11 protein-coding genes are annotated in these 13,733 nt (G+C 72.4%); 5 read left to right on the top strand and 6 right to left on the bottom strand.

Translation table 11 applies throughout. The annotated features are described in order from the left end of the window. Positions 1-93 precede the first annotated feature (93 nt). The 3 genes from lpdA to AMK31_RS23220 form a co-directional block, all read right to left on the bottom strand. Positions 94-1,506 (bottom strand): dihydrolipoyl dehydrogenase, encoded by a 1,413-nt coding sequence (gene lpdA, locus AMK31_RS23230; protein WP_073942553.1) that lies wholly within the window; start codon positions 1,504-1,506, stop codon positions 94-96. 86 nt (positions 1,507-1,592) lie between these two features. Then, positions 1,593-2,018 carry a CBS domain-containing protein gene (locus AMK31_RS23225; protein WP_073942552.1) on the bottom strand — a complete coding sequence of 142 codons (426 nt, stop codon included), beginning with the start codon at positions 2,016-2,018 and terminating at the stop codon, positions 1,593-1,595. A gap of 10 nt (positions 2,019-2,028) precedes the next feature. Next, positions 2,029-2,676, bottom strand: coding sequence for a phosphoribosyltransferase (locus AMK31_RS23220; protein WP_073942551.1), 648 nt, complete (start codon positions 2,674-2,676; stop codon positions 2,029-2,031). Between the two features lie 102 nt (positions 2,677-2,778). Here AMK31_RS23220 and AMK31_RS23215 point away from each other — a divergent pair, with 102 nt between their 5' ends. Next, positions 2,779-3,906, top strand: a complete 1,128-nt coding sequence (locus AMK31_RS23215) for a CapA family protein (protein WP_073942550.1) — start codon at positions 2,779-2,781, stop codon at positions 3,904-3,906. A gap of 180 nt (positions 3,907-4,086) precedes the next feature. Here AMK31_RS23215 and AMK31_RS23210 read toward each other — a convergent pair whose 3' ends face one another. After that, positions 4,087-7,998 carry a glycoside hydrolase family 2 TIM barrel-domain containing protein gene (locus AMK31_RS23210; protein ID WP_073942549.1) on the bottom strand — a complete coding sequence of 1,304 codons (3,912 nt, stop codon included), beginning with the start codon at positions 7,996-7,998 and terminating at the stop codon, positions 4,087-4,089. A 256-nt stretch (positions 7,999-8,254) separates the two neighbouring features. Here AMK31_RS23210 and AMK31_RS23205 point away from each other — a divergent pair, with 256 nt between their 5' ends. Then, a complete protein-coding gene (locus tag AMK31_RS23205; RefSeq protein WP_073942548.1) occupies positions 8,255-9,001 on the top strand; it encodes a DUF4142 domain-containing protein in 747 nt (248 codons plus the stop codon). 127 nt (positions 9,002-9,128) lie between these two features. Further along, on the top strand, positions 9,129-9,824 hold the full coding sequence (locus AMK31_RS23200) for a type 1 glutamine amidotransferase domain-containing protein (protein ID WP_073942547.1): 696 nt from the start codon (positions 9,129-9,131) through the stop codon (positions 9,822-9,824). Positions 9,825-9,850: 26 nt separating this feature from the next. Here AMK31_RS23200 and AMK31_RS23195 read toward each other — a convergent pair whose 3' ends face one another. Then, entirely contained in the window at positions 9,851-10,246 is a 396-nt protein-coding gene (locus AMK31_RS23195; RefSeq protein WP_073942546.1) for a nuclear transport factor 2 family protein, read from the bottom strand. 174 nt (positions 10,247-10,420) lie between these two features. On the opposite strand from AMK31_RS23195, the gene AMK31_RS23190 reads away from it, so the two are divergent. After that, positions 10,421-11,380, top strand: coding sequence for a LysR family transcriptional regulator (locus tag AMK31_RS23190; RefSeq protein WP_079186916.1), 960 nt, complete (start codon positions 10,421-10,423; stop codon positions 11,378-11,380). A 25-nt stretch (positions 11,381-11,405) separates the two neighbouring features. Here the strand turns inward: AMK31_RS23190 and AMK31_RS23185 are convergent, their stop codons facing one another. Further along, positions 11,406-12,803, bottom strand: a complete 1,398-nt coding sequence (locus tag AMK31_RS23185) for an SMI1/KNR4 family protein (RefSeq protein ID WP_073942544.1) — start codon at positions 12,801-12,803, stop codon at positions 11,406-11,408. A 101-nt stretch (positions 12,804-12,904) separates the two neighbouring features. Here AMK31_RS23185 and AMK31_RS23180 point away from each other — a divergent pair, with 101 nt between their 5' ends. Beyond that, positions 12,905-13,693, top strand: coding sequence for a hypothetical protein (locus AMK31_RS23180; RefSeq protein WP_241842704.1), 789 nt, complete (start codon positions 12,905-12,907; stop codon positions 13,691-13,693). The last annotated feature ends 40 nt before the right edge of the window (positions 13,694-13,733 follow it).

Genomic DNA, 13,733 nt, shown 5'->3' with positions numbered 1-13,733 from the left:
TTCGGTGTCCCCCGGATACGCGACGCCCCCCGGTGAGATGCGGCAGGGCGTGGGCGAGGACCGTGTCCGCCCGCGACGAGGACCCGGCCGGCGTCAGAAGTTGATCATGTGTCCGGCGAGCCCGTGCACGGCCTCCTTCACGGCCTCGCCCAGCGTCGGGTGGGCGTGGACGTTGCGGGCCACCTCGTGGACGGTGAGGTCCCACTGCTGGGCCAGGGTCAGCTCGGGCAGCAGTTCGGTGACGTCCGGGCCGATGAGGTGGCCGCCGATCAGCTCGCCGTACTTCGCGTCGCTGATGAGTTTCACGAAGCCGGTGCTGTCGCCGAGGCCGTGGGCCTTGCCGTTGGCGGTGAAGGGGAACTTCGCGACCTCGACGTCGTGGCCGAGGTCGCGGGCCTGAGCCTCGGTGTAGCCGAAGCTGGCGATCTGCGGCTGGCAGTAGGTGGCACGCGGGATCATCGCGTAGTCGAGTTCCATGGTCTCGGCGCCTGCGATGGTCTCCGCGGCGACCACGCCCATCGCCTCGGCGGCGTGCGCGAGCATCAGCTTCGCGGTGACGTCGCCGATGGCGTAGATGTGCGGGACGGAGGTGCGGCAGCGGGCGTCGACGCCGATGGCGCCGCGCTCGGTGACCTCGACGCCGGTGTTCTCCAGGCCGTAGCCCTCGATGTTCGGGGCGAAGCCGATGGCCTGGAGGACCTTGTCGGCCTCCAGCACCTGCTGGGAGCCGTCCTTGGCGGTGACGGTGACGCGGACCCGCGGGCCGGACTCGTCGATGGCGTCGACGCGGGTGGAGGTGAGCACGTCGATGCCGAGGCGGCGGTACTGCTTGGCGAGTTCGGCGGAGACGTCGGCGTCCTCGGTGGGCGCGACGCGGTCCAGGAACTCGACGACGGTGACCTGCACGCCGTAGTTGTGCAGGACGTAGGCGAACTCGATGCCGATGGCCCCGGCGCCCGCGACGATGATCGACCCGGGCAGGTCCTCGGCGAGGATCTGCTCCTCGTACGTCACCACGCGGGCGCTGCGTTTGGTGCCGGGCAGCAGTTTCGGCGTGGCGCCGGTGGCGATGACGCAGTCGTCGAAGCCGATGGTGCGGGTGGTGCCCTCGTAGTCGGTGACCTGGAGGGTGTTCGCGTCGAGGAAGGTGCCGCGGCCGTCGAACTCGGTGATCTTGTTCTTCTTCATCAGGTAGTGGACGCCCTTGACGCGGCCGTCGGCGACCTTGCGGCTGCGGCGGTAGGCCTCGCCGTAGTCGAAGGTGATCGGCGCGTCCGACCGGATGCCGAAGGTCTTCGCCTCGCGGGTGACGATGTGCGCGAGTTCGGCGTTGCGCAGCAGGGCCTTGGTGGGGATGCAGCCGACGTTCAGGCAGACGCCGCCCCAGTACTTCTCCTCGACGACGGCGACGCGTCGGCCCAGCTGGGCGGCGCGGATGGCGGCGACGTACCCGCCGGGGCCGGCGCCGAGTACGACGACGTCGAAGCGTTCGTCCTGCTCGACCATGCGCAAGGTCCCTTTCGGTGCGGTGCGAGCGGTTCCAGTCGGATTGTTCCGTCCCGCACCGCTGCCCGCCACCGGCCGCCGCGCGGTCAGCGGCTCGGGTCGGCCCGGCTGATGTCGGCGAGCGCGGAGTGCGGGTCCTCGGTGGTGGCGAGATCGCCGAGGCTGATCATGCCGATGGGGCAGCCGCCGTGTTCGACGACGGGCAGCCGGCGTACCGCGTACCGGCGCATCAGCTCGACGGCGTGGTCGGTGGTGTCCTCGGGGGCGAGGGTCACCACGGGCGGCCGGGTGCACAGCGAGCCGACGGTGGTGACCTTGGGGTCGCGGCCCTCGGCGACGGCCCGGACGGTGATGTCCCGGTCGGTGAGGACGCCGAACAGGTCGCAGTCGTACGCCACGAGGACGTCGCCGATGTTCTGCTCGCGCATCACCACGGCGGCCTCGGTGAGCGTCGTCATCGGTTCGACGGCTGCCGCGCCGGGCGACATCACGTCACGTACGTACCTGGTCATGGGGTGCCTCCTAGCCGCCGTGCAGTGCTTTCAGGACGTCGTCGTCGGTGAGCTGGTCGAAGTCCTCGTACCAGAGGCCGACCGCGTGGAAGGGGCTGGGCCTCAGCAGGCACACCACGTCGTCGGCGTCGCCGCGCAGCAGTTCGGCCGCCTCCGCGGAGCACACCGGCGCGGCCACGACGATCCGCTCCGGCTGCGCTCCGCGCACGGCGTGCACGGCGGCCCGGGCGGTGGCGCCGGTGGCGAGTCCGTCGTCGACGAGGATGGCGGTGCAGCCGGCCAGTTCGGGGGCGGGCCGGCCCTGCCGGTAGCGTTCCTCGCGGCGGCGCAGCTCGGCGCGTTCCCGGGCGACCACGGGGGCGAGGTCCTCCTCGGTGAGCCCGGTCTGGTCCAGGGACCGCTGGTCGAACAGCGGGGGTTCGTCGCCGGCGATGGCGCCGACCCCGAACTCCTCGTGGAAGGGCGCCCCGATCTTGCGTACGACCAGCACGTCGAGCGGTGCGCCGAGGGCCCGGGCGACCTCCTGGGCCACCGTGACGCCGCCGCGGGGCAGGGCGAGGACGACAGGATGCGGGAGGAGTCCCTTCTCCTGAAGGATGCGCAGGTGTTCGGCCAGTTCCTGGCCGGCGTGTGTGCGGTTGTGGAAACGCGTGGTCATGTGCCCCGCCCCCGTCCGGTCGCCCTCTCGTTACGTCCTCTCGGCCCCGGGTTTCCCCGCGGACGCGAGCCACACGTGGCGGGGCGGCCCTACGGTGGAGTCATGGGCGGCGGTGTCGTGACGCTGTTCCTGTGCGGGGATGTGATGCTCGGGCGGGGCGTCGACCAGATCCTGCCGCACCCGGGGGATCCGGGGCTGCGGGAGGAGTACGTACGCGATGCCCGCGGCTATGTGGCGCTGGCGGAGGCGGTGAACGGGCCGGTGCCGGCGCCGGTGGATCCGGGGTGGCCGTGGGGGGAGGCGCTGCGGGTGCTCGCGGAGGCCGCGCCGGACGTGCGGATCGTGAACCTGGAGACGGCGGTGACGGCGGACGGCACGTTCGCGCCGGGCAAGGCGGTGCACTACCGGATGCATCCGGCGAACCTGCCGGCGCTGACGGTGGCCCGTCCGGACGTGTGCGTGCTGGCCAACAACCACGTCCTGGACTTCGGCCGGCGCGGGCTGGCGGAGACGCTGGAGGTGCTGGCCGGCGCGGGGCTGCGGACGGCGGGCGCGGGCCGGGACGCGGCGTCGGCGTACGCGCCCGCGGTGGTGCCGGTGGGGTCCGGCGGCGTGCGGGTGCTGGTGTTCGGGCTCGCCATGACGTCCAGCGGGGTGCCGCCGAGCTGGGCGGCGACGGAGCGGCAGTCGGGGGTGGCCTTCGCCCCTTCCCCGTCGCCGGCGGTGGCCGAGGCGGTGCTGCGCCGGGTGGGGCGGGTCCGGCGGCCCGGTGACGTGGTGGTCGTCTCGGTGCACTGGGGTTCGAACTGGGGCCATCTCATCCCGCGGGACCAGGTCCGTTTCGCGCACGACCTGGTCGACGGCGGGGTCGACGTGGTGCACGGTCACTCCTCGCACCATCCCCGCCGGATCGAGGTGTACCGGAAGCGGCTGGTGCTGTACGGCTGCGGGGACTTCGTCGACGACTACGAGGGCATCTCCGGCTACGAGGAGTACCGCGACGATCTGCGGCTGGTGTTCCTGGCCGCGGTGGAGGCGGGGACGGGGCGGCTGCGCGGGCTGCGGCTGGTGCCGCTGCGGGCGCGGCGGATGCGGCTGGAGCACCCGGACGGGCGTGACCGCGCCTGGCTGCGGGCGACGCTCGACGCCTTCGCGGTGGGCACCGCGGTGGTGCCCGGCCCCGACGGCACCTTCGAGGCGGTGCCGTCGGGGGAGGAACCGGATCGGTGAGGACCCGGATCCGGCGGCCTAGGGGGTGTCTCGTCGATCAGGCCGGATCAGGGAGCGGCGTCTGGTGCCGTGCATCGCAAGGCGGAGGAGGGAGCCGATGCGGCGCATCGGGGACCGACGACAACGCGGCGAGGCGCGGTGCCAGGCGCCGCGAGCCCGGCATGATCGACGAGACGCCCCCTAGGCCTCCGTGGCGGTGGGCCTGCGGGAGGCCGCCATGGCCTGGTCGAGGCCGGTGAGGGGGCGCAGCCGGTAGGTGTAGGCGTAGTCGCGGTCGGCGAACAGCTTGTACTCGTCGTGGGTGTGGGCGCCCCAGCTGTTGTCGCCGCCGACGCCCATCTGGCGGTGGTTCACCCGCAGGACGACCTCCTCGCGCGGGGTGAGCTGGTAGTCGTGGCGCACGCCCAGCGACAGGTCCTCGGGGGTGAAGTGGGAGGCGTTGACCTCGAGGAGGGAGTCCCCGGTGACCAGCAGTCCGGTGCCGTCGCGGTCGGTGAGCGCGATCCAGCGGACGTCGGTCTTGTTGCCGTTCTCCTGCGGGCGGATGTACGGCGTCCACTGTCCGGAGACGGTCCCGGAGTACACGCCGACGTCGGTGCCGTTGTTGCGGTCCCAGTGGTTCTCCTCGGGGCCGCGCCCGTAGTAGCGCAGCCGTTCCAGCCGCGCGGGCAGGAACAGCAGGCTGCCGACCTCGGGGAGGTACGGCAGGTTCGCGGCGCCCGGGTGCAGGGTGTGGTCGACCTTGATCTCGCCGTTGCCGAAGACGGTGTAGGTGGTGCCGTACGCCGATTCGACGGTGGTCGGCAGGGTGCCGGTGACGGTGATCTCGACGGCCCGGTCGCGCAGGGCGCGCACCCGGACGCCGGTCACCGTGCGGCGGGCCCCGGCGTCGCGCCAGGTCTGGTTGCGGGTGTGCTGGCCGTTGCCCTTGTCGTTGTCGGTGGGGGCGCGCCAGAAGTTGGGTGCGGGGCCGGAGACGATCAGGGGCCGGCCGTGCGCCTCGTACGAGGTGATGAGGCCGCTGCGTTTGTCGACGGTGACGGTGAAGTCGTCGCTGGTGACGGTGATCCGCTCGCCGGTCTCGGTGTGGCGGAGCGCGGGCACGCGGTCGAGCGGTACCGGTGTGACCGCCGGGGCGCCCGCGTCGAGGGGGATCTGCGTGCGGGCCACCTCGAAGCCGGAGTCGGCCCAGGGGGTGGGCTCCCGGGTGGTGAAGGACAGTTCCAGGAAGTACTCGGTGCCGGGCGGCGGGTCGTCGGGCAGCCGTACGGGGAGGGTGACGCTCTTGGAGGACAGGGGCGGTACGTCGAGCTGGGCGCGGGTCAGGCGGCCGCGCTGGACCGTGCTGCCGTCGGCGACCAGGGCCCAGTGCCCGTCGTAGGCGCGCAGGCCGGTGAACAGGTTCTCGTTGGTGAGGGTGACGGCGCCGGGGCCGCCGTCGGCGGGGGTGACGTCGATGGTCTGGTGGATCCGTCTGACCTCGGCGGCCTTGCCGGTGTGGCCGCGGTCGGCGGTGACGATGCCGTCGGCGACGAAGGCGCCGTCGTTGGGGTTGTCGCCCCAGTCGCCGCCGAAGGCGTAGAAGGTCTTCTCGCGGGGTTTCCTCTCGGTGTGACCGACGGTGGCGGCGTCGAACCAGAACCGCACGCCGTCGTCGCCGGGGCCGCGGCCGTCGGCGGCGAGTTCGGCGGCGGTGAGGGCGCGGGCGTAGACGCGGGCGCGGCGGACGGTGCCGCTGAACTCGCGGGTCCAGTTGTCGGCGTCGGTGGCGAGGGCGAGGGGCGCGGTGTTGACGCCGGGCCGCCGGGTGGTGGTGCGGGTGGCTCTGACCTGGCCGTCCACGAAGAGGGTGAGGGTGCCGGCGTCGGCGTCGTAGACGCCCGCGACGTGGTGTTCGGTGCCGGTCCAGTCGGCGGGCAGCGGCCAGGTCGCGGTGATCCACTGGCCGTCGCCGTGGATGAAGAACTCCAGGTTCCGGTTGGTCTGCTTCAGGGCGTACTGGGTGTCGCCCTTGGCGATGATCGGCTGGTGGTAGCCCGTCACCTTGGGGGTGATCCATGCCTCCAGGGTCAGGGAGCCGGTGAGGTCCAGGCGGGGGTCGCGGGCGAAGACGGTGCCGCCGGACAGGCCTCGCGCCCGGTCGAAGGTGCCGCCGGGGGCGAGGATCTCGCCTTTCAGGCGGGCGGGGCCGGTCTCGGTGAGCAGGATGCGCGGCGGGGTGGGCCAGGTGAGGGACTGGTCGACGAAGTCCCAGATCCAGCCGCCCTGGAGGACGTCGTGGCGGCGGACGAGGTCCCAGTACTTCTTGAAGTTGCCGGTGGAGTTCCCCATCGAGTGGGAGTACTCGATCATGACGTAGGGCCGGGTGTCGGCGGTGTCCTTCGCGCGGGTCTCGACGCGCTGGGGGGTGTCGTACATCTCGGAGCGGATGTCGCTGACGCCCGGGCGGTCGTCGCCCTCGTACTGGATGACGCGGGTGGGGTCGTAGGAGCGGATCCAGTCGTGCATGGCGGTGAAGGTGCTGCCGCCGCCGGCCTCGTTGCCGAGCGACCAGATGACGACCGAGGCGTGGTTCTTGTCGCGGTGGACCATGTTCTGGGCGCGGGCGACGCACGCCTTGGTCCATTCGGGGTGGTCGCCGGGGTACTCGCCGCGGATGCCGTGGGTCTCCAGATTGGTCTCGTCGACGAGGTACAGGCCGTACTCGTCGGCGAGTTCGTACCAGAGCGGGTTGTTGGGGTAGTGCGAGGTGCGGACGCTGTTGATGTTGAGGCGTTTGATCAGCTCGATGTCCCGGACCATGTCCGCGCGGGTGAGCGCGGTGCCGCGGTCGGGGTGCATCTCGTGCCGGTTGGTGCCGCGGAAGGTGACGGGCTTGCCGTTGATGCGCATCAGGCCGTCCTTGAGCGCGAACTCGCGCAGGCCGACGCGGTGCGACAGGGTCTCGACGACCTTGCCGGCCGGGTCGCGGAGGCGGAGGACGGCGGTGTAGAGGTACGGCTGCTCGGCCGACCAGAGCCGGGGCTCGGGGATCCGCTGCGTGGCGTCCACGGTGGCTTCCTCGCCGGCGGGGACGTCGACGGACCGTTGGAGCGGGCGGCGCCAGACGGGTCGACCGTCGGCGTCGTACAGCATGATGTCGACGGTATACAGTCCACCGGATACCTCATCCGATGAGCGGACGTGTGCCGTCACCTTCAGCTCGGCAGCCGTGTAGTCGTCGGCGAGCGGGGTGTCCAGCTTGAAGTCCCGCAGGTGCACGGCCGGCGTGGAGTACAGGTAGACCGAGCGGAAGATGCCGCTCAGCCGGATCATGTCCTGGTCCTCCAGCCAGTCGCCGTCGGAGTAGCGGTAGACCTCCACCGCGATCTGGTTGGTGCCCTCACGCAGGTACGGGGTGATGTCGTACTCGGACGGCGTGTAGGAGTCCTCGTCGTAGCCGGCCAGCCTGCCGTTGATCCACACGTAGTGGGCGGACTTCACCCCCTCGAAGTGCAGCACGGTGCGACGGCCGGACCAGGACCGCGGGACGGTGAAGGTGCGGCGGTACTGGCCGACGGGGTTGTGGCGGGTCGGCGCGGCGGGCGGCTGGGGCTCCTCGCCCAGGCCGTTGGGTCCCCAGTAGGGGTAGGTGATGTTGAGGTAGATCGGGCGGTCGTAGCCGTGCAGCTGCCAGACGGACGGGACGGGGATCGCGTCCCAGTCGCGGTCGTCGAGGTCCGTGCGGTGGAAGTCGGGATCGCGGTCGTCGGGGCGTTCGGCGTAGGCGAACTTCCAGGTGCCGTCGAGGCCGATCCGCCACGGCGAGCGGGTGCGGTCGGCGGCCAGCGCCTGGTCGACGTCCGCGTACGGCATCAGCGTGGTGTGCGGCGGTTCGGTGCCGACGCTGAAGACGTCGATACGGCCGTTCCACTCCGGGGTCCCGTCCGGCGCGGCGGCGGGTCCGGCGGCGCGGGCCGTGCCGGGCGGTGCGGACAGGGCGAGTGCGCCGAGGACGGCGGCTCCGCCCTCGAGCAGCCGGCGGCGGCTGACGACCGGGCGTCCGGCGGACGGTTCGGGGTGTGAGACATGAGGCACGTGCGGGTGCGGCATGACCGTGACCTTCCTCGGGTGAACCCCTCAACTCATGGGCCCCTGGGGACTTCTGAGGCTCGGTCACACTAGAACTCCAACACAATCGAAGCAATGACGCCGTCGTTGTCTGTGCGGTTCTGTTGGGCCAGTCGGCCGAAACAGGTGGTGTGGCGCAGCCCACACCGCCCGGGTGAGGAATTTCCCGGCGCGCTGATCGATCCGCCCGGCGTTTGCGTACCTCCTGGCGTACAACGTGCTCGCGTCTGGAGGCAGCATGCGGATGTCCCGCACCACGGCAGGAAGTGTCTTCGTCTTCGGCGCGCTGGGTCTGACCCTGGCCGCCCTCGCGTATCCCGCCATGCTCGGCGTGGAGAACACGGCGACGACGGGGGACCGCATCATCGCCAACACCCGGTACGGGCCGCTGACCGAGGCCGACCGCGACTTCGTGGTCAAGGTCCGGGCGGCCGGGCTGTGGGAGTACCCGCTGGGCGAGATGGCGATGAAGCGCGGTACGACGGCGGAGATGAAGGAGGCCGGCAAGCATCTGGTCGTCGGTCACTCCAGGCTCGACGCGACCTGCCGGCGGATCGCGCCGGAGCTGGGCATCACGCTGCCCAACCAGGCCAGTCCCCAGCAGCAGCAGTTCGTGGCGACCTCGGCGTCGGAGACCGGCCGGCAGTTCGACTCGACGGCGGTCACCATCATGCGGGTGACGCACGGTCAGATCTTCCCGGTCATCGCCAAGGTCCGCGCCAACACCCGCAACAGCCTGATCAGGGAACTCGCCGACCAGGCCAACGACACGGTGCTCGACCACATCACCGTGCTGGAGAAGACCGGCCTGGTCAATCACGAACAGGTGAACTTCCAGCAGACCTCCCCGCCGAACCTGCCCAAGGACCAGCTCACCCCGCCGCCGCCGCAGCCGGGTGCGCCGGTGCTCGTGCTGGAGCCGCGGGAGGACCTGAACATCAACACGTCGGCGCCGTCGCCGACGCCCGCGCCGACCTCCCGCTGAGCAGCCGTCCGGGTTATTCCTGCGGATCCATCGGCTTGCCTATGCGGGACATTGGATTCGTCATTGGAAAGGCCCTCCCGGGCAGGCCTAACGTCGACGGCATCGAACCACCCTTGGGAGATGCACCATGTCGAAGATCCTGTTCGTGATGACCGGCGCCGACCACTGGACGCTGAACGACGGCACCCGGCACCCCACCGGCTTCTGGGCCGAGGAGGCCGTCGCGCCGTACGAGGCGTTCAAGGCCGCCGGTCACGAGATCGTCGTCGCCACGCCGGGCGGTGTCGTGCCGCCCGTGGACAAGGGCAGCCTGGCTCCCGAGTACAACGGCGGCCCCGAGGGCGCCGACCGGGTCGCGCGGGCGCTGGCCGGGATGACCGAGCTGGAGCGGCCGATCCGGCTGGAGGACGTCGTCCTCGACGACTACGCGGCCGTGTTCTACCCCGGCGGGCACGGCCCCATGGAGGACCTGGCGGTGGACGCCGCCTCGGGCGGGCTGCTGATCGACGCCCTCGACTCCGGCAAGCCGCTCGGCGTGGTCTGCCACGGCCCGGCCGCGCTGCTGGCCGCCGTGCGCGAGGACGGCGCGAACGCGTTCGCCGGGTACCGGGTGGCCGCGTTCACGGACGCCGAGGAGACCCAGGGCGGCCTGGCGGACAAGGCGAAGTGGCTGCTCCAGTCCCGTCTGGTGGAGGCCGGGGTGGACGTGCGGGCCGGTGAGCCGTGGGCGCCGAACGTGGTCGTCGACCGCAACCTCGTGACCGGGCAGAACCCGGCCTCGTCCGGCCCGCTCGCCGCCGAGCTGCTGAAGAAGCTGGCCTGAGCGACGAAAGGACGGCGGTCGGCGGCTCAGGCGCCGGCCGCCGCCTCGCTCGCTATCCGGTCGAACTGCGCGCCCATGGCCTCGGCGAGGGCCTGGGCGGCGGACAGGGGGCGGACCATGACGGTGAAGTCGTCGATCCTGCCGTCCTCGTCGAAGTGCAGGAAGTCGCAGCCCTGGATCCGCTTGCCGTTCACGGTGGCGGTGAAGACGAGGGCGTGGTCGCGGCCGTCGGGGTTGGCGATCTCACGGACGTAGGTGAAGTCCTCGAAGACCCGCATCACGCCGCGCAGGATGGCCGCGGTGATGGCCTTGCCTTCGTACGGCTTGAAGGCCACGGGGCTGGTGAAGACCACGTTCTCCGCCAGCAGCGCCTCCAGCGCGGGCACGTCGTGGTTCTCGACGGCTTTCCGGAACGGGTGCATGGGAGCCCTCCCTGTCTGCGGCCTGAGCCGCGATGCATGCTCGGTGACGCTACGCACACGCGACGCACACATACTCAATAAATTGAATAGGTGTAGGGGAGGGTATGGCTGCGGTACCGCCGCGCGCAATGGGCTTCCCGCCCCCTCTCATAGGAGGCGACTAGGCTCTTGACCGTGACGCATAGGCAAACCGATGGCTCAGGCGGCTCCGCCGAAGAGCGGTCGCCCGTCGCGCACGCGGTGGCCGACCTGAACCTGCTGCGCACCTTCCTGGCGGTCTACCGTTCCGGTTCGTTCACCGCCGCCGCAGGGCTGCTCGGTGTGTCGCAGCCGACCGTGACCACCCAGATCCGGGCGCTGGAACGGCAGTCGGGGCGGGAACTGTTCGCGCGGCTGCCGCGCGGCGTCGCCCCGACCGCCGTCGCGCACGACCTCGCCGCGCGGGTGGCGGCACCGCTCGACGCGCTCGCCGCCGCGGCCGGGCAGGACACCGCAGCGGACGAGCGGGCCGCGCCGGTGCACCTGGCCGGGCCCGCCGAGCTGATGTGCGTCCGGGTGCTGCCGGCCCTCGCCCCGCTGACCGCCGAGGGGCTGCGGCTGCGGGTCACGCTCGGGCTGACCGATCCGCTCCTGGAGGAACTGCGCGCCGGCCGCCACGACCTGGCGATCGCCACCTACCGGCCGCGCGGGCGGGCCCTGACCGCCATGCCGCTGATGGACGAGGAGTTCGTCCTGGTCGCCGCGCCCGTCTGGGCGGACCGGCTGGCCGGGCGCCTGACCGCCGACGCCCCCGACGCGCTGCACGCCGTGCCGCTCGTCACCTACGCGGAGGACGTGCCGATCGCCCGCCGGTACTGGCGGCACGTCTTCGGCACCCGGCTGTCCTGCCCGGCCGCCGTCACCGTCCCGGACCTGCGCGGGGTGCTCGCGGCGGTCGTCGCGGGAGCCGGGTTCACCGTGCTGCCGCGCTACCTGTGCCTGGCAGAGCTGGCCTCCGGCGCCCTGGTGCCGCTCCTCGAACCGGAGGACCCGCCCATCAACACCGGCTACCTCGTCCAGCGACCCGGCCGGCCGGACAACCCGGACGTCGTCCGGGTCCGGGACCTTCTGCTGGAGGCGGGCCGCACCTGGTGAGCGCCGCGGGCGCGGCCCGGCGGGGCTACGCCACCGGGTCGAGGCGGCCTTCGAGGACGGTGCGGGAGATCAGGGGGCGGTCCCAGAGGCCGAGGATCTCGTTGGCGAGCTTCACGATCGGCAGCGGGTCCGGGTTGCCGTGCACCACGATGCCCACGGCGGACAGGCCGCGCGGGACGGCGTCCGCGTCGAGGAGGACCCGCCACTCCCCCGGTCCCAGCTCCAGGTACTCCAGGCCGGTCAGCCGGGCGATCTCCAGCGGGTCGGCGAGCGTGCCGGGGTAGGCGGTGAGGGTGCGCAGCCGGGGCAGTCCGACGACCGGGGCGAGGCTCACCGGCTCGCCTTCCCACACGCCCACGCACAGCACCTCCAGCGCCGGGTGGGCGGCGGCGGCCACGCTGGGCAGGCTGCGGATGTTGACGTGCGCGACGGGCGACGGCTCGTCCTCTCGGCCCTCGCCCGCGCGGCCGTCGCGCGGTTCCTCCGCCTCCCGTTCGAGGATCATGTCGGTGACGGAGTGCGCGAGCAGCTCGGCGCCGAGGTTGTCCTCGTGGCCGATCATGACGACCTGGCCGAGCCGGCCGCGCGGACCGGGGGTCAGGTCGACGGCGATCCGGTCGCCGCCGCCGTTGTCGCCGAAGACGATCCAGCCGGGCGAGCCGGCCAGGCGCTGCACCGCGGCGTCCGGCGGGGTGACGGCCGCCTCGGTGGCCGCGAACCGCCAGGGGCAGGGCCGGGAGGCGACATCGGATATGTAGAGCTCGTCCAGAGCGAACAGTTCACAGCCGACCGCCTCGGCGTGACGGGCCGGCGCCCCGTGGTCGTCCGCCCAGTCCTCCCACCTGGCGCGGGTCACCCGGTACAGCGCCTTCAGCTCCTCGGGCAGGGCGACGCCGAGACGGGCCTCCGCCTGCGCGATCTCCGCCTCGGTGGCGCCGATCGCGTCGGACAGCCGCTCGCGGAGCGTGCGCTCCAGCAGCTCCGGGTCCGCCGTGGGGGCGGGCACCGCGCCGGGCACGGGGTCCGGGAGGCGGCGCCAGGGCGCGGGCACGGCGTCCTCGACCAGGACGAGCGACCCGGGGTGGGCGCTGCCCACGCCGGGCTCCACGGCGGGGCTGGAGCCGAGCAGGTGGACGACCGCCCTGCCGTCCGGCAGGAACTCCGCCGAGAAGGAGACGGTGTCGGCCCCACTGCCCGCGAGCGCGCGCTGCACCCGCCGAACCGCGTCGAACTCCGCCTGCATGTCCTCGACCTGCGCGGCCTGTCCGGGACGTGGCCTCGGCCGCCGGAGGGGCAGGCTCCATCCGTGCCGGTCGATCCGGCCCGCCACGCGGCCGTCCGCCGTGGCGGGCCCCGACGCGCTGCCGGGGCTCAGCAGCCTGAGCACCGGTCCCCAGGTCGCGAAGTCGTGGATCGAGGGCAACACGGGCCTCCAGGGAGCGTGCTGAGCGAGGGTTCACACGATTTGGATCGCATGTTCGAGCCGTCGAAGCATAGCCCCGGCCTCCGAAGTAGCCTTCGCGGGTGACGCGCAACCGGACGGACACCCCTCACCATGCCCCGCTCCCCCGCCCCGAGGAGCTGTTGACCGGCACCGACTGGGCTTCGCTGGAGACCCCGTGCGGGAGGGGGGAAACCCTGCCGGGGGCGCTGGCGCGGCTTCTCGACACCGACCCCGCCGTCCGGGCGGCCGCCGTCGGTGACGCGCTCAGGGTCGTGACCCACCAGAACACCGTCTACGAAGCCACCGTGCCCGTAGCCCTCTATGTCGCGGCGATCCTGAACCACCCGGCCACCGCCGCGGGTGAGTCCGGCCGGGACGGCGAGCGGACATCGCGCTACCCGACCCGCGCCGCGCTGCTGGACTGGCTCGGCGACACCGCCCTCGACGCGGACGACGAGGTGGTCGCCATCGCCGAGGGCATGTGGGGCGGCGGGTTTCTCGACGAGTGCCCGGAGACACGCGCGTTCCGGGACCTGCGGCCGGCGTTCTACTCGGCGGTCCGGCCCCTCCTCGGCGATGACGACGCCGACGTGCGCGACGCGGCCTTCGTCGCCGCCGTCCCGCTGGTGGAGCACCCCGCCCTCGCCTCGCACCGGTGGGAACTGGCCGAGCACGCCCGCCGTCTGCTGACCACCAGCACGGACCGGTCCCGGCGGGACCGTGCGCTGAGCGCGCTCAAAACATGGGGCCACGACATCAGCGCTCTGGAGAACGCGGACGACGTCGCGGCTCGCGAACTCCGCGCCCGCCGGGCCGCCGAACGGCAGGGTTGGGGAACGGGTGGCTACTCCGAGGACCCGCCGTTCTGACCCGCCGGTCGGGCGGTCCTGCGGTCAGCCGGAACGGCGG

The organism is Streptomyces sp. TSRI0107 (assembly GCF_001905845.1).
Classification (GTDB): domain Bacteria; phylum Actinomycetota; class Actinomycetes; order Streptomycetales; family Streptomycetaceae; genus Streptomyces.
The sequence above is the reverse complement of the archived record's forward strand: the minus strand, read 5'-3'. Positions and strand labels throughout refer to the sequence as shown.